Here is a 15,650-nt window from a genome sequence, read left to right on the forward strand (position 1 = left end):
CGAGGTGTCCGGCTGGATCACCAGCCTAGAACAGACTCGGACAGGCCGGGCAATCGTCAGTGTCCGGCGTCCTCCCAGGTGCGTCCGGAGCCCACGGAGACCTCCAGCGGGACGCGCAGGGAGTATGCCGCGTTCATCCGGTCGACGACCAGCTCGCGCAGGGTCTCCAGCTCTCCCGGCGCCACCTCGAAGACGAGCTCGTCGTGGACCTGGAGCAGCATCCTGGAACCCAGGGACGCCTCTTTGAGGGCGCCCTGCACGTTCAGCATCGCGACCTTGATGATGTCGGCGGCCGAACCCTGGATCGGCGCGTTGAGCGCCATCCGCTCGGCCATCTCGCGGCGCTGCCGGTTGTCGCTGTTCAGGTCGGGCAGGTAGCGGCGGCGGCCCATGATGGTCTCGGTGTAACCGTCCTGCCTGGCCTGCGCGACGATCGCGTTGAGGAAGTCACGGACGCCGCCGAACTCCTGGAAGTATTCCTCCTTGAGCGCCTTGGCCTCGGGCACCGGGATGTTGAGCTGCCCCGACAGCCCGAAGTCCGACAGACCGTAGGCCAGGCCGTAGTTCATCGCCTTGATCTTGGCGCGCATCTCCCCGGTGACCTGCCCGGGCTCGATGTCGAACACCCTCGCGGCGGTGGCCTGGTGGAAGTCGTGGCCGGACTCGAAGGCTGCGATCAGCGACTCGTCCCCGGACAGGTGCGCCATGATCCGCAGCTCGATCTGGCTGTAGTCGGCGGTCAGCAGGGTCTCGAAGCCGGGGCCGACCACGAAGCCCTGCCGGATCCGGCGGCCCTCAAGGGTGCGGATCGGGATGTTCTGCAGGTTGGGCTTCTCGGAGCTGAGCCGCCCAGTGGCGGCCACGATCTGGTTGAACGTGGTGTGGATCCGCCCGTCGTCGGCGATCTCCTTGATCAGGCCCTCGACCGTCACCTTCAGCTTGGCCTGGTCGCGATGCCTGAGCATGATCGTCGGCAGCTCGTGCTCGGTCTGCGTGGCCAGCCAGGCCAGCGCGTCGGCGTCGGTGGTGTAGCCCGTCTTGGTTCTCTTGGTCTTGGGCAGGTTCAGCTTGACGAACAGGATCTCCTGGAGCTGCTTGGGCGAGCCCAGGTTGAACTGCTCCCCGACGGCCGCGTGAGCCGCCTCGACGGCCTGCTTGACCGCGGCCCCGAACTCGGCCTCCAGGCCGCTGAAATAATCTCTGTCGGCGGCGATCCCGGCTCTCTCCAGCTCGGCCAGCACGGTCACCAGCGGCAGCTCCACGTCGCGCATCAGGTGGGTGCCGCCACGCGGCTCCAGGAACGCCTCCAGGGCCTCGGCCAGCTCGCGGACGGCCAGCGCCCGCAGCGCCAGGTCATGGGCGGCGTCGTCGTCCTGGTCGTCGAAGAGGCTGACCTGGCCGCCGGTGTCGGCCTCGCTGCGCAGCTCGCGCTGGAGGTAGGCCCGCACGAGGTCTTCCAGCAGGAAGGTCTTCTGCCCCGGCATGGCCAGGTAGGCCGCGAGCGCCGTGTCGCAGGTCAGGCCGCGCAGGTCCATTCCCTGCGCCCACAGCGCCAGGATGGGGCCCTTGGCGTCGTGCACGGCCTTGGGCCTGGACTCGTCGCAGAGCCAGGCGCGCAGGGCCGCCTCGTCGGCCTCGGTCAGCGTGGTGGGCTCGATGAAGGCGGCGCCGCCGTCCGGCGCGGCGATCGCGAGGCTGTCGATGCGGCCGGTGCCGCTGCCGTAGGCGCACCTGAACGCGAGCCCCGCCCTGCCCTCGGACAGCGCCCCCAGCCACGCGGCCACCTCGCCGGGACCGAGCCTGACGGCCTCGACCTCGAAGCCCTCCTCGGCCCCGGGCTCGGCCGAGCCGAGCGTCTTGAACAGCCGGTCGCGGATCTCGCCCCGGAACTCCAGCGCGTCGAGGATCTTGTTGATCGCGTCGCGGTCCCACTGGCCGATCGTCAGATCGGAGACCTCGCGCTCCAGCGGGGCGTCACGCAGGAGCTCGGTGAGGCGGCGGTTCATCAGCACCTGGTCGAGGTGGGCGCGGAGCTTGTCGCCGACCTTGCCCTTGACCTCGTCGACCCGGTTGACCAGCTCCTCCAGGGAGCCGAACTCGCGGATCCACTTGGCCGCAGTCTTCTCCCCCACGCCCGGGATGCTCAGCAGGTTGTCGCTGCTGTCGCCGCGGATGGCCGCGAAGTCGGGGTATTGCGTGGGGGTGAGGTCGTATTTCTCCTTCACGGCCTCGGGGGTGAACCTGGTCATGTTGCTGATCCCGACCCGGGTCATCAGCACCGTGACGCGGTCGTCGACGAGTTGCAGCGCGTCGCGGTCTCCGGTGACGATCAGCACGTTCATGTCCTGCGCGGCGGCCCGGGTGGCGAGCGTGGCGATCAGGTCGTCGGCCTCGTAGCCCGCCAGCGACAGGTGCGGGACGTGGAGCGCGTCGAGCATCTCGTGGATGAGGCTCATCTGGCTGCGGAAGCTGTCGGGGCTCGCGCTCCGGTTGGCCTTGTAGTCGGCGTATTCCTCATGCCGGAACGTCGGCTCCGACCGGTCGAAGCAGACCGCCACATGGCTGGGCTGCTCATCGCGGAGCACGTTGACCAGCATCGACGTGAATCCGTAGACCGCGTTTGTCGTCTGCCCCGTCGTCGTGGAGAAGTTTTCCTCAGGCAGGGCGTAGAAGGCCCGATAGGCCAGTGAGTGCCCATCCAGCAGCAGGAGACAGGGACGAGTGGGGGTCAGTTCGTTCTTCGGCACAACGGAAGCCTAGTCTCCTGATGCGACAGAAAACCTGACCTCGCACGACAGGAGACAACCCCTTGACCATGACGGACCCCGACGAAGCCACCCGCCACATGTTGGAGGAGGAACTCGGCGCCTCCTACAGGAACACGCTCGTCGAGCGGATGGGCATCGAGATCACGGAGGCCACTCCCGAGCGTGTGGTCGGCCGGATGCCGGTCGAGGGCAACACCCAGCCGTACGGCCTGCTGCACGGCGGCGCCTCATGCGTGCTCGCCGAGACCCTCGGCACGACCGGCGCGGTCTTCCACGCCGGGCCGGGGCGCATCGCCGTGGGCATCGAGATCAGCGCCACCCACCACAGATCGGCCACCTCCGGATACGTCACCGGTGTCGCCACCCGGGTGCACGGAGGCCGGACGCTCGCCACCTACAACATCGAGATCACCGACGAGGAGGGGCGCCTGGTGTGCTCCTCCCGCCTCACCTGCATGCTGCGCGACCGCTGATCCCACCCGTGTTCGTTCACAATCGGACCGCACCTTACTTCACTCTTGCCACATGAGTCGCTACCGTGGGTGACAGCGATGTCCGTGGGGAGACCGAGTAGAAAACGCACAGGGTCGGGGAAGCTCTGTACGGCGCCAAAGGTCTCCCCCGGGCTCGTAAGGCGGCCCCGGAAGCGGGGCGGCGGCCCTCGCCGCCGGGCCGCGCGGCCCGCGTGAACGCAGTACGGCCCGCGCCACAGGGCGCGGGCCGTACGGGGAAGGCAGAACCGGGCCTCAGTCGCCCGCGTGCTCGGCGTCCACGTCGGGGACCCCGCCGACCTCGCTGTGGGTCGGGTCCAGCACACGGCGCAGGAAGGTCTTGGTCCGCTCGTGCTGCGGGTCGCCGATCACCTGGGCGGCCGGGCCGTCCTCGACGATCACGCCGCCGTCCATGAAGACCACACGGTCGGCCACGTCCCGGGCGAACGCCATCTCGTGGGTGACCACGAGCATGGTCATCCCCTCTTCGGCCAGGTTGCGCATGACCGTGAGCACGTCGCCGACAAGTTCCGGGTCGAGCGCCGAGGTGGGCTCGTCGAAGAGCATCAGCGCGGGGTTCATCGCCAGCGCCCTGGCGATGGCCACACGTTGCTGCTGACCTCCGGAGAGCTGCGCCGGATAGGCGTCGCACTTGGCGGCGATGCCGACCTTCTCCAGGTTCTCCCTGGCGATCTTCTCGGCCGCCGCCCTGCCCCGCTTCAGCACCCGCTGCTGGGCGATCATCACATTCTGCAGCGCGGTCATGTGCGGGAACAGGTTGAACTGCTGGAAGACCATGCCGACCCGGCGGCGGGCCGCGTCGAGGTCGACGTCGGGGTCGGTCAGCTCGATGCCCTCCAGGACCACCTTGCCCGAGGTGGGCTGCTCCAGCAGGTTCACGCACCGCAGCAGCGTGGACTTGCCCGACCCCGAGGGGCCGATGACGCAGACGACCTGGCCGGGGTCGACGGAGAAGTCGATCCCCCTGAGCACCTCCAGCTTGCCGAAGTGCTTGTGCAGGTTGCGGATCTCGACCGCGTGGTTCACCGGAGTCACCGTCCCCTCGCCTGACGCTTCTCCAGCCGGGACGCGAGGTACCCCAGCGGGATGGTGACCAGGAGATACGTCACGCCGACGACCAGGATGGGCGTGGCGTTGGCGTAGGTCGAGGCCATGTCGTTGCCGAACTTCGTGAGCTCGACGTAATCACCGGAGACGCCGAGGAACAGCACCAGCGAGGAGTCCTTGAGCAGGGACACGAACTGGTTGGTCGTCGGCGGGATGACGATGCGCACGGCCTGCGGGATGACGATGGTGACCATGGCCCGCGCGTGCGACATGCCCAGCGAGCGCGCCGCCTCCATCTGCCCCTTGGGCACGGCCTGCAGGCCCGCGCGGAGCGTCTCGGCCATGTAGGCGGAGCCGACGATCGTCAGGCCCAGGATGCCCTGGCCGTAGGTGCCGCCGGGCACCTCGAAGCCCTGCAGGGCCAGCGGAAGGAACAGAATGAACAGGAAGATCAGCAGCGCGGGGAGACCGCGGAAGATCTCGATGTAGGCGATCGCGATCCACCGGTACGCCCGCACCGACGACATCCGCATCAGCGCGAACACCAGGCCGAGCAGGAAGGCGAAGGCGAAGCCTCCCACCGAGTAGATGATCGTGTTCTTCAGCGCGATCGTGAACAGGTCCGGCAGCGTCTGCTGCGCCACCTCGGGCTTGGCGAAGTTCTCGCCGAGCTTGACCCACTCGATGCGCAGGAGGAGGAAGGCCGCGACGGCCACCAGCACGACGTACTGGACGGCGCGGCTGATCTGCTGCTTCTTACGGGGGCTGAGCCCGGTCCTGCCGGGGGGAGCCCCGGCGGGACCGGACGGCTCAGCCGTCGTTGACTGGTCGGTCATGGATCAGCCGAGCTCTCCGGGCTTCTTACCGAACCACTTCACGAAGATCTGGTCGTACGTGCCGTCCGACTTCGCCGTCGTGATCGCGTCGTTGATGGTCTTGAGCAGGACCGGGTCGGCGCCCTTCTTCAGGCCGATGCCGTACTGCTCACCGGTGTCCAGGCTGGCGACCAGCTCGAACTTGTCGGCGATCTCCGGCTTCTTCAGCCAGGTCAGGACAACGGGAAGGTCCTGGACGATCACGTCGACCTGGCCGGACTGCAGGCCCAGGAGCTCCTTGGGAGAGTCGGCGAACTCCTTGGGGTTCAGGCCCTTGCCCTTGACGTAGTCGAGACCCGTGGTCGAGGCCTGGGCGCCGAGCCTGAGGTTCTTGGCCTTGATCTCGTCCAGGCTCTTGACGCCGAGGCCCTTCTTGGCCAGCAGCGCCTGGGTGGCGTCGAAGTAGGGAACGGAGAAGTCGATGTTCGCCTTGCGCTCCGGGGTGATGGTCATGCCGGCGGCGGCGACGTCGCACTTGCCGGCGGCCATCGCCGCACCGCTCTTGATGACGGCGAAGTCGATGTCGACGATCTCCTGGGTCAGGCCGAGCTTCTTGGCGGCCAGGTCGACGATGTCGACGTCGAAGCCGACGACCTTGTTGCCCTCCTTGAACTGGAAGGGCTCGTACGGAAGGTTGGTGCACGTGGTCAGCTTGCCGGGGGTGACCAGCTTGGGACCACCGGCGGCTGCGGGCGCGGTTGACGAGGCACCCTCACTCGGGCTCGCGCTCGTGCTGCTACCACCGCCACAGGCCGACAGGCCGAGCGCGCCGGCGACGACCATAGCGCCCACCGCGAGCGCACGGCGGGGAACAAAACTCAGGCCCACAACGGCCTCCTTACGGTCAATGTCGCATCTCGAACAGATACCTCAGTGGTGGTGATGCTGCCCCACCTGCATGGCCATGCAGATCACCGATACGACACAATTCGGACAACAACCATGCTGAGAGTCGACTGATCAATACCCTGTTTACGGCATGGATCTGACGCTCCAGTTCATCGGATGGTCAACGACTCGGCTGCGAGTCGGCTGACACGGACTATAACCGGCCGGATCGAGTGCTGGAATATTGAAAACAGTCTATTCCTGCACGTCAGGGCAGCACGGCAAGGCCAGGCCGACACCGGCGGCCTCTCGGAGGCCCACCGGCACCATACCCCCCGTAATGACATGAGTACTCCAACGCGACCCGGAAACTCAACAAACCCAGCGGATATCGCCTTTCCCGCCCGCCGTACAACGGCAACACCCCCATCCCTCAAGGGTGATCGCGACATCGTCAATGGCACCGCCGACGCATTGAACTCAAAGTCCACCTCGGTTACCTTGATCAATGTGCGCAACCCCCTAATAGTGTTCGCCGGTGCCGCTCTGGCCGGCGCCCTCCTGACCGGTTGCAGCGAAACCGGCCCGGCGGGATCCGCCGCACCATCGGCCACGCCCACCTACGCGCTGACCCCGCGCCCGGTCCGGCCGGGCGAGCGCCCGATCAACGCCCAGTCCGTGACGGACGGTGACACCCGTTTCCAGGTCATAGGCCTGCAGACAGGTCTGAGCAGCTTCATCGGCAGCCACGGCGAATGGCAGGCCAAAGGCCAGTACGTGGTCGTGCGAGTCGTCGTGAGCAACCCCGGACGCACCAACTCCCGTTTCGACGCCAAGCGGCAGAAACTCATCACCGCCGACGGCGCGGCCCACGGCATCGACAGGTTCGCCCAGGCCATCAAACGCCAGCCGGACACGCTCCCGCTCGGCGCCGAGGTCAGGATCGAGATGGACCTGTGGTTCGACATCCCCAAGGAGGCGAAGGTCGTCGCGGTCCAGTTGTTCGGCGACCCGCCGCTCGGCGTCGGCGGCACCACCGACGGAGCCCGGGTTCCCCTGTCCTGAACGCGGGTCCGCCGTGTGCGGCGGACCCGCGTCACGTCACGCGGTACGGCTCACGCCTACCCCTCCGACGCGCCCCCGGGCGCCTCGTGCCCGATGCCGCCGCCCAGGTAGGCGGCCTGCACGTCGGGGTCGTTGAGCAGATCGTGCGCGGGCGCGCTCTTGACCACCTTGCCGGTCTCCAGCACATAGGCCCGGTGAGCCAGCTTCAGCGCCTGCTGGGCGTTCTGCTCCACCAGCAGCACCGTGGTGCCACGGCGGTTGATCTCCTCGATGATGGAGAAGATCTGCTGCACCATCAGCGGCGCCAGACCCATGGACGGCTCATCCAGCAGCAGCACCTTCGGCTTGGCCATCATGGCGCGGCCGATGGCGAGCATCTGCTGCTCGCCGCCGGACATCGTGCCGGCCGCCTGCGTCCTGCGCTCGGCCAGCCGCGGGAACAGCTCGTAGACCTCCGCCAGGTCGGCGCTGAAGTCGCCGGAACGCGAATAGGCACCCATGAGCAGGTTGTCGTGCACCGTCATGCCCGGGAAGACACCCCGGCCCTCGGGCGCCTGCCCCAGACCCGCCACGACCCTCTTGTGACCGGGCATCTTGCTGATGTCCTGGCCGTTGAAGGTGATGCTGCCCGACGACAGGCCGCGCAGACCCGAGATCGTCTTCAGGGTCGTGGTCTTGCCCGCCCCGTTCGCTCCGATGAGCGTGACGATCTCACCCTCGTTCACCTCGACCGAGACGCCCTTGATGGCCTCGATCTTGCCGTAGTGGACGTGAATGTCCTTGACCTCAAGAAGCATCTGCGGGAGCCCCCAAATACGCCTCGACGACCCGGGGGTCGTTCTGCACCTCGTCCGGCAGACCATCGGCGATCTTCTGGCCGAAGTCCAGCACCGCGATGCGGTCGCTGATGCCCATGATGAGGCTCATGTCGTGCTCAATGATCAGAATTGTCCGGCCGGCATCCCGGATGTCCCGGATGAGCTGCTGCAACTCCACCTTCTCCGCCGGGTTCATACCGGCGGCCGGCTCGTCCAGCAGCAGCAGCTTCGGCTGGGTCGCCAGCGCGCGGGCGATCTCCAGCCGGCGCTGGTCACCGTAGGGCAGGTTCTTGGCGTGGTCGTCCGCGCGGTGCGAGATGCCGACGAAGTCGAGCAGCTCCATCGCGAGCTTGCGCCCCTCGCGCTCGGCCTGACGGTGCCAGGGAAGCCCCAGCGCCACGCTGACCATGCCCGCGCGGTGATGCGCGTCCGCGCCCACCATGACGTTCTCGAGGGCCGTCATGTTGTGGAACAGCCGGATGTTCTGGAACGTACGGGCGACGCCACGCTTGGTGATCTTGAAGCGCTTGAGACCGCTGATCTTCTCGCCCTGGAAGCGGACCTGCCCCTCCGTCGGCTGGTAGACACCGGTCACCACGTTGAAGACCGTGGTCTTGCCGGCGCCGTTCGGGCCGATGAGAGCGAAGATCTCACCCTCGTTGATGGTCAGGTTCACATCGCGCAGCGCCGTGACGCCGCCGAACCGCATGACGATGTTCTGCAGCTCCAGCATCGCGCGAGCACTCTGCTTCTGGCCCGCCCCTGCGCTCACCTCGGCGCTCATTTGGAAGCCACCTCCTCGCCACGCGACTCCGGCCCGGGCACCTCGGCACCGAGCGATCCCATTCCGCCTGATCCCTCTTTCAACTCCGCCTTACGCTGACGCGACGGCAGCAGACCCTGCGGACGGAAGATCATCAGTACGACGAGCACCGCGCCGAAGATCAGCATGCGGTACTCCTGCAGGCCACGGAAGCGCTCCGGCAGCCACGCCACCACGAACGCGCCCAGCATGACACCCGGCAGGTTGCCCGCACCGCCCATGACCACCGCGGCCAGGATCGTCGCCGACAGCAGGAACTGGAAGTCGTTCGGGTTGAGCGAGATGACCTTGGAGGCCCACATCACGCCCATCGCGCCACCGATGGAGGCGCCGACGGCGAAGGCGAGCATCTTGAACCGGAACGTCGGCACGCCCATGACCTCGGCCGCGTCCTCGTCCTCGCGGATCGCCGCCCAGGCGCGGCCGACCCGGCTCTTCTCCCAGCGCTTGACCAGGATGATCACGATGACGGCCAGCGCGACCAGCAGGTAGTAGTAGGGCCGCGGGTCCAGCACGCCGTACTTGAAGATCTTCACCCCGAACAGCTCCAGGTCCCCGAAGCTCGGGGGGTGCGGGATGCCGCGGATGCCGTTCGGGCCGCCGATCTCGTCGGTGTTCCGGGCGGTGATACGGATGATCTCACCGAAGCCCAGCGTGACGATCGCCAGATAGTCACCGCGCAACCGCAGCGTCGGACCGCCCAGCGTGATGCCCGACAGGGCGCAGATCCCGATGCCCACCAGCAGGATGAGCCAGAAGTTCCAGCCGAGCCGGGTGCCGAGCAGGGCCATCGAATAGCCGCCCACGGCGTAGAACGCGACGAAACCGAGGTCGAGCAGGCCCGCCTGGCCGACCACCACGTTCAGGCCGATGGCCAGGACCACGTAGGTGCCGATCGGGAAGAACAGGATGCTCGCCCAGTCGGTGTAGGGCGACATGAAACTGCCGATGGTCTCCGACGGCAGCAGCAAGGCCCCGATGATCAGAAGGACGTAGACGATCCATCGCTGCCAGCCGGGAGTGTGCGCCCAGCGGTCGCGCACACTGTCACCGTAGTGGCCGAGCATCCGGCGAAAGTCCATGTTGGAAGTTTTCTGGTTCATGCGCGCGCCTGCTGAAGTGATTCACCGAGGATTCCGGTGGGACGGAACATCAGGACCAAGACGAGAATGGTGAAGGAGATCACGTGCTTCCAGTCGGAGCCGAAGAAGATGGCTCCGTAGTTCTCCACCAGACCGAGCGCGATTCCGCCGACCAGGGCGCCACGCAGGTTACCGATGCCGCCCAGGACTGCCGCGGTGAACGCCTTGATTCCGAAAAGGAATCCAATGTAGTAGTTCGTGTTCTCGTACGAGATCAGGTACAGCGCGCCGGCCACTCCGGCCATGCCGCCACCGATGAGGAACGTCATCCGAACGATCTTGTTGATGTCGACGCCCATCAGAACGGCCGCCTCGGGGTTCTGCGCGGTGGCGCGAATACCACGGCCGATCTTCGTACGGTTCACGAGCGCGTCGAGCGCGACCATCATGGCGATCGCCGCGACGATCACCAGCACCTGGTCGACGCGGACCGAGTGACCGAAGATCGAGAAAAGCTCCGTCCGCTCCATCAACCGGGGCAGACCCATCTGGATGCGGCCCTGCTCCGGGCGGTTGAAGACGTTGGGGATGACCAGGAGCGCGAACAGCTCCTGCAGGAAGATCGAGGCGCCGATCGCCGAGATGAGCGCCGCCAGCCGGGACGCACCACGCTTGCGCAGCGGCTTGTAGGCGATCTGCTCCAACGCGATCGCGGTGCCCGCGGAAGCGAGCATGCCGGCCAGGATCATCGCCAGGATCACACCGACCAGGGCGATACCGGTCAACGCCGAATTGATGCCGAACACGAACGGGACGAACATCGCACCGAAGGTTCCAATCATGAACACTTCGGAATGCGCAAAGTTGATCAGCCTCAGCACGCCGTACACCATCGTGTAACCGAGCGCGATCAGGGCATAGATCGAGCCGAAGGCCAGGCCGTCGATCGTGGCCGGCCAGAACTGATTGATGAAGTCATTGAGCACTAGGGTTTACCACTTCTAGCGGGGGTCGCCTGCACTGCCGGTAGCACACCGCTTCCAGCCGAGCCTCGTGGACCCTCTGGAAGTACGTGCGAAGGGGAGCGGGAACGCACCGCAGCATTCCCGCTCCCCGCCGCGTCAACTACCTACTCTTCTCGAATCCGGACTAGCCCAGCTTGGCCTCGGAAGCCTTGCCCAGCAGCGTGATGGCGCCGTTCTTGACCTGGTAGATGTAAATGTCCTTGGCCTCGACCTCACCGTTGGCCCCGAACTTCACCTGCTTGGAGACACCCGCGATGTCGACCTTGCCGATGAACTCGTTGATCTTCTCCGTGGTGGTGTTACCCGCCTTGACCGCGTCGACGATGACCGTCGCGGCGTCGTAACCCTCAGCCGCGTAGATCGCCGGGTCGGCGCTGTAGGCGCCCTTGTAGGAGTCGGCGAAGCCCTTCACCTTGGCGTCGGTGACGTCCGGCGTGGCGATGTAGCACGGGCAGCCGACCAGGGCACCCTCGGCGTTCGCCGCACCGGCGCCGTCGATCAGGCCCTTGTCCAGCGAACCGTCACCGGAGAAGAACTTCGCGTCCTTCACACCCTTGTCACGCAGCTGCTTGAGCAGGTTGCCGCCCGCGGCGTAGTAGCCACCGAAGAAGATCGCGTCCGGCTTGGTCGCCGCGACCTTGTTCACGACCGAGGAGTAGTCGCTCTCCGCCGGGTCGAGGGAGTCGTTCGTGACCTTGACACCCTTGGAGGTGAGCTGGGCGCGGACCGCGTCGGCCAGCGGCTTGCCGTACTCCGACTTGTCGTCGATCACGAACGCGTTCTTCGAGGCCGCGGCACCCGCGATGAAGTCCGCGATGCCGGGGCCCTGGACACCGTCGTTCGGAAGAATACGGTGCCAGTACTTCCAGCCGTTCTCAGCGAGCTTGGTGTTGGTCGCCGAGGCCGTGATGCTGGGAATCTGCGCCTCCTCCAGCACCGGGCCCACCTGAGCGGACTCACCCGAGAACGCCGGGCCGATCAGACCGACGATCTTGTCGGTCTTGATGGCCTGCTGAGCCAGCGCCACGGCCTTGGAGGCGTCACCCTGGCTGTCGTACTCAACCAGCTCGATCTTCGTGGCCGGGTTGGTCTTGTTGTACTCGTCGATGACGAGCTTCGCACCGTTCTTCGGCGGAATGACAATTCCAGCGTTCGGGCCGGTGAGGTCACCCATGAAGCCAATCTTGATGGTGCCCGGCGCAGCGCCGCCACCTTCCGCCGGCTTGGCCTCCGTGCCACCGTTGCCGCAAGCAGCGAGACCGAGGGTGAGCGCCACGCCGGCAGCGAGCACTCCACCGAGGCGAGCAGTCTTAGGCCGCAAGGTTGCCTTCCTTTCACCCAGTCCCGATTGGGACCGAGTCCACAGATGCCCTCCCTGGCGGAGTGGCCAGGGGGTGTTGTTGTCGGTTAGTACAGCCAGCCCATGTCACGGGTCGATACAGGACGACCCTGCGTTACCATTTCGTTATAGCACCGATCCTTTTCGGCTATCAGGTGCAAAAGCCATGGTCACTGGCAACCTTACGTGCTTCAGGTAGATCACTCCGAGCACACAAAAGCCCGCGCGGCGCCCTCGAACACAGCGCCACACGGGCTTGTCGCACAGAAAAATCTTCCGTCACACAGCGCGACGGAACACCACCCGCCGCCCCGGGATCAGACCTCCCCCTCCCCAGCCGAACCGGCAACCCCCTCAACCACGACCTGCGCCACCTGACGCATGCTCAACCTGCGATCCATCGACGCCTTCTGAATCCACCGGAACGCCTGCGGCTCACTCCACCCGTGCTGCGCCATCAACAACCCCTTGGCACGCTCGACGAGCTTGCGCGTCTCCAACCGCTCCGAAAGCGACCCCACCTCCCGCTCCAGCGCGGCGATCTCCTCATGCCTGCTGACCGCCATCTCGATCGCCGGCACCAGATCCGACTTGGTGAACGGCTTCACCAAATACGCCATCGCCCCGGCGTCCCGAGCCCGCTCGACCAGATCCCGCTGCGAGAAAGCAGTAAGAATCAGACACGGCGCGATCCGCTGCGACACGATCTGCTCGGCGGCCGAGATCCCATCCAGGATGGGCATCTTCACATCCAAGATCACAAGATCCGGCCGATGCTCCGACGCCAGCTTGACCGCGGACTCCCCGTCCGCGGCCTCCGCGACAACGGCATAGCCGTCCTCTTCCAGCATCTCCTTGAGATCGAGACGGATGAGCGCCTCGTCTTCCGCGATCACCACTCGCCGCTGCGTACTCACGAGCAAGAGAGTACCGATGTCCGCTAGATTAGGACCACGCCAAGACACGCGGCGAGATCAATCGTATGATCAGGTTGCTCGGCTCCAATTGAACAAGCCTCGGTACTCCAACGGCAGAGAGGGCGCTCTCAAACAGCGCACAGTGTGGGTTCGAATCCCACCCGGGGCACAAAAAAGCCGCCCGGCTCACAGGAACCAGGCGGCTTTTGTCATACCAGCCTGAGACACTCTCCGCATGCATGACGTCACTGTTCGTAAAAGAGTGCGCCAACTTCTCGAGTCCGGCCAGACAATCAGTTCGGTCAGCCGCCAGACCGGCGTCTCGCGCTCGGCGATCAGGCAATGGCGTGACCACCCCGGCCACGTCTCCCCACTCGTGGCCTCCTGCCCCAGGTGCCTTGTCACCCCGGAGCCCCCTGAGCCGCAGGACGCTTATGCCTACCTCCTCGGCCTCTACCTTGGAGACGGCTGCATCAGTGTCATCGGTGACCCGGCGAAACAGGTCTGGTCGTTGCGAATCATGTGTGCCGACTCCTGGCCAGGACTCCAGGAAGAGTGCGTCGAAGCGATCATCTCCATCAGGCCCGGCAACAAGGTGCGCAGGCTCCCCCGCCAGGGCTGCACGGAAATCAACTCCTTCTCCAAACACTGGCCCCACCTGTTCCCGCAACACGGGCCAGGGAAGAAACACAACCGTCCGATCAGGCTGGAGAACTGGCAACGGCAGATCGTCGAGGCAAACCCCGGTGACTTCGTCCGAGGCCTCATGCATTCCGACGGATGCCGTCTGGTCAACAGGGTTCGGCGCGAACTTCCCAGTGGAACACGCTGGTACGAATATCCGCGATATCTCTTCGTCAACGAGTCCCGGGACATCCTTCAGCTCTGCGGAGAGACGCTCGACCTTCTCGGCGTGGCGTGGCGCTGCTCCAAGCCCAACACCATCTCCGTGGCCAAGCGGGAGGCGGTCGAGCGACTGGATGAGTTCGTGGGGCCGAAATACTGAGGGGTTGGGCGGGTTGATCACTCGCGGCGGATCACGAGGTGATGGTTCCCCCGGCCCGGTTGTGCCATACGGCCCGGCGTGGTGGATGCCGTACGGCCGGGGCGCGGGTCGCCGACAAGCAATTTTTACGAAAAATATCTGATTTGCAGCATTGCACCCCTGGCGGGCGGCGGCCATCCAGGGGCGTGAAGGGCCTTGGCGAGACGTGCCGGGGCGGGTGAGACGTGCCGGGGGGTGAGACGTGCCGGGGCGGGGTGAGACGTGCCGGGGCGGGTGAGACGTGCCGGGGGGTGAGACGTGCCGGGGCGGGGTGAGACGTGCCGGGGCGGGGTGAGACGTGCCGGGGCGGGTGAGACGTGCCGGGGGGTGAGACGTGCCGGGGCGGGGTGGCCGGGGAGAGGCGGTCGCGAGGTCGCGGCCGCCGGCCGGGGGCTGCTCCGCCCATATGCCCTGGTCATGCGGGTGATCAGGTTTTCATCGCTGCTAAACCGCGGTTCATGGCTGTATTTCCTGACATTCCACAATGGATTACTTATAGTGATCGCGTGGAACAGGATGATCTGTACGGTCAGCTGATCCTTCTAGGACTACGGGCCGACGCGGCTCGCATCTATGAGCAGATGCTCCGGGCGGAGCATGCCACGGAGGCGGAGCTTGCCGCCACCCTGGACATCCGCCCCGAGGGGGTGCGGTCCGCACTCAAAGAACTGACCGTCTGGGGTCTGGTGGGCCGGCATGACGCGAGTGACGGGTTTCGCGTGGTGGTGCCCGAGGTCGGGCTCGAGGCACTGACCCGGCGGCGCCAGGCCGATGTGGAGCGCGCCCGGATCGCGGTGAGCCACGTCTTCGAGACGTATCGCAGATCCGCTCACCGGGCCGACATCGGGTCGCCGGTCGAGGTGGTGACGGGTCCGGCGGTCAAACCGCGCATCCGGCAGCTGGTGAACAGTGTCCGGTGTGAGATTCGCAGGCTTGACCGGCCGCCTCATTTTTTCGGTCCGGTCAACCGGGCCGAGATCGAGCAGCTGGCCCGTGGTGTGATCTACCGGGTGGTCTATTCGCGGGAGTCCCTGGAGGAGCCCGGTTATCTCGCCGAGAACGTCACTCCGTGTGTGGAGGCCGGTGAGCAGGCTCGGGCCGCGGCGGACCTGCCGGTGAACATGACCATCCTCGATGAGGATCTGGCGTGGCTGGCCAGGCCGGAGGACGGTGTGGACGCGGCTCTGACCATCGTGTACGCGGGCGGTCTGCTGGAGGCGCTGATCGGTCTGTTCGAGATCTGCTGGGCGGCCGCCGTACCGCTGCATCTGGCCGCGGGTTCGGCCGTTCCGATCAGGACCGAGGATCGTAGGCTCCTGGCCCTGCTCAATGCGGGGGTCAGTGACGGCCGGGCCGCCGAGACGCTGGGGATGAGCCGCCGGACCTTTTATCGCCGCTTGGAGCAGTTGATGGCGCAGACGGGGACGGCGAACAGGTTCCAGCTGGCCGCGCAGGCCGCGCACAGGGGGTGGCTCCCGGCCCCTGCGGAGATGTAGGCCGCCGCGG

The 15,650-nt window shown here is 66.2% G+C and carries 14 protein-coding genes and 1 tRNA gene; 5 read left to right on the forward strand and 10 right to left on the reverse strand.

The features are described from left to right. Positions 1–56 precede the first annotated feature (56 nt). On the reverse strand, positions 57–2,747 hold the full coding sequence (gene polA, locus ACFY2X_RS00535) for a DNA polymerase I (RefSeq protein WP_389930236.1): 2,691 nt from the start codon (positions 2,745–2,747) through the stop codon (positions 57–59). A 98-nt stretch (positions 2,748–2,845) separates the two neighbouring features. Between polA and ACFY2X_RS00540 the strand changes: the two genes are divergently transcribed. Then, a complete protein-coding gene (locus tag ACFY2X_RS00540) occupies positions 2,846–3,241 on the forward strand; it encodes a PaaI family thioesterase (protein ID WP_389931258.1) in 396 nt (131 codons plus the stop codon). A 273-nt stretch (positions 3,242–3,514) separates the two neighbouring features. On the opposite strand, the gene ACFY2X_RS00545 is transcribed toward ACFY2X_RS00540, so the two are convergent. The 3 genes from ACFY2X_RS00545 to ACFY2X_RS00555 are packed head-to-tail and all read right to left on the reverse strand — an operon-like array spanning position 3,515 to position 6,030. Further along, the gene (locus tag ACFY2X_RS00545) at positions 3,515–4,315 is read right to left on the reverse strand and encodes an amino acid ABC transporter ATP-binding protein (protein WP_389930238.1); all 801 of its coding nucleotides are present in this window, start codon (positions 4,313–4,315) and stop codon (positions 3,515–3,517) included. After that, a complete protein-coding gene (locus ACFY2X_RS00550) occupies positions 4,312–5,163 on the reverse strand; it encodes an amino acid ABC transporter permease (RefSeq protein ID WP_389930241.1) in 852 nt (283 codons plus the stop codon). The genes ACFY2X_RS00545 and ACFY2X_RS00550 overlap by 4 nt, the downstream gene beginning before the upstream one ends. Before the next feature lie 3 nt (positions 5,164–5,166). Further along, on the reverse strand, positions 5,167–6,030 hold the full coding sequence (locus ACFY2X_RS00555; RefSeq protein WP_389930244.1) for an ABC transporter substrate-binding protein: 864 nt from the start codon (positions 6,028–6,030) through the stop codon (positions 5,167–5,169). A 510-nt stretch (positions 6,031–6,540) separates the two neighbouring features. Between ACFY2X_RS00555 and ACFY2X_RS00560 the strand changes: the two genes are divergently transcribed. Beyond that, positions 6,541–7,095 carry a DUF4352 domain-containing protein gene (locus ACFY2X_RS00560; RefSeq protein WP_389930247.1) on the forward strand — a complete coding sequence of 185 codons (555 nt, stop codon included), beginning with the start codon at positions 6,541–6,543 and terminating at the stop codon, positions 7,093–7,095. A 56-nt stretch (positions 7,096–7,151) separates the two neighbouring features. Here the strand turns inward: ACFY2X_RS00560 and ACFY2X_RS00565 are convergent, their stop codons facing one another. The 6 genes from ACFY2X_RS00565 to ACFY2X_RS00590 form a co-directional block, all read right to left on the reverse strand. Beyond that, positions 7,152–7,892, reverse strand: a complete 741-nt coding sequence (locus tag ACFY2X_RS00565; protein WP_389930250.1) for an ABC transporter ATP-binding protein — start codon at positions 7,890–7,892, stop codon at positions 7,152–7,154. Beyond that, entirely contained in the window at positions 7,882–8,697 is an 816-nt protein-coding gene (locus ACFY2X_RS00570) for an ABC transporter ATP-binding protein (protein WP_389930253.1), read from the reverse strand. The genes ACFY2X_RS00565 and ACFY2X_RS00570 overlap by 11 nt, the downstream gene beginning before the upstream one ends. Then, complete coding sequence (locus tag ACFY2X_RS00575) at positions 8,694–9,839, reverse strand: branched-chain amino acid ABC transporter permease (protein ID WP_389930256.1); 1,146 nt, start codon at positions 9,837–9,839, stop codon at positions 8,694–8,696. Before ACFY2X_RS00575 ends, ACFY2X_RS00570 begins: the two co-directional genes overlap by 4 nt. Then, positions 9,836–10,804, reverse strand: coding sequence for a branched-chain amino acid ABC transporter permease (locus ACFY2X_RS00580; protein ID WP_389930259.1), 969 nt, complete (start codon positions 10,802–10,804; stop codon positions 9,836–9,838). Before ACFY2X_RS00580 ends, ACFY2X_RS00575 begins: the two co-directional genes overlap by 4 nt. A gap of 163 nt (positions 10,805–10,967) precedes the next feature. After that, complete coding sequence (locus ACFY2X_RS00585) at positions 10,968–12,134, reverse strand: branched-chain amino acid ABC transporter substrate-binding protein (RefSeq protein ID WP_389931260.1); 1,167 nt, start codon at positions 12,132–12,134, stop codon at positions 10,968–10,970. Between the two features lie 365 nt (positions 12,135–12,499). Further along, complete coding sequence (locus ACFY2X_RS00590; protein WP_389930261.1) at positions 12,500–13,081, reverse strand: ANTAR domain-containing response regulator; 582 nt, start codon at positions 13,079–13,081, stop codon at positions 12,500–12,502. A 114-nt stretch (positions 13,082–13,195) separates the two neighbouring features. On the opposite strand from ACFY2X_RS00590, the gene ACFY2X_RS00595 reads away from it, so the two are divergent. The 3 genes from ACFY2X_RS00595 (at position 13,196) to ACFY2X_RS00605 (ending at position 15,640) form a co-directional block, all read left to right on the forward strand. Next, positions 13,196–13,268: transfer RNA gene (locus ACFY2X_RS00595), tRNA-Leu, on the forward strand. Positions 13,269–13,334: 66 nt separating this feature from the next. Next, a complete protein-coding gene (locus ACFY2X_RS00600; RefSeq protein ID WP_389930264.1) occupies positions 13,335–14,105 on the forward strand; it encodes a transcriptional regulator in 771 nt (256 codons plus the stop codon). Between the two features lie 545 nt (positions 14,106–14,650). Further along, positions 14,651–15,640: a helix-turn-helix domain-containing protein gene (locus ACFY2X_RS00605; protein WP_389930267.1), complete on the forward strand. Its 990-nt coding sequence runs from the start codon at positions 14,651–14,653 to the stop codon at positions 15,638–15,640. The last annotated feature ends 10 nt before the right edge of the window (positions 15,641–15,650 follow it).

It is taken from the genome of Streptosporangium sp. NPDC000396, assembly GCF_042898655.1.
GTDB lineage: Bacteria > Actinomycetota > Actinomycetes > Streptosporangiales > Streptosporangiaceae > Streptosporangium.

Coding starts and splice junctions, on each gene's coding strand:
- ACFY2X_RS00540 (WP_389931258.1), top strand. CDS start 2,846: ATGTTGGAGGAGGAACTCGGCGCCTCCTACAGGAACACGCTCGTCGAG.
- ACFY2X_RS00550 (WP_389930241.1), bottom strand. CDS start 5,163: ATGACCGACCAGTCAACGACGGCTGAGCCGTCCGGTCCCGCCGGGGCT.
- ACFY2X_RS00565 (WP_389930250.1), bottom strand. CDS start 7,892: ATGCTTCTTGAGGTCAAGGACATTCACGTCCACTACGGCAAGATCGAG.
- ACFY2X_RS00575 (WP_389930256.1), bottom strand. CDS start 9,839: ATGAACCAGAAAACTTCCAACATGGACTTTCGCCGGATGCTCGGCCAC.
- ACFY2X_RS00570 (WP_389930253.1), bottom strand. CDS start 8,697: ATGAGCGCCGAGGTGAGCGCAGGGGCGGGCCAGAAGCAGAGTGCTCGC.
- ACFY2X_RS00600 (WP_389930264.1), top strand. CDS start 13,335: ATGCATGACGTCACTGTTCGTAAAAGAGTGCGCCAACTTCTCGAGTCC.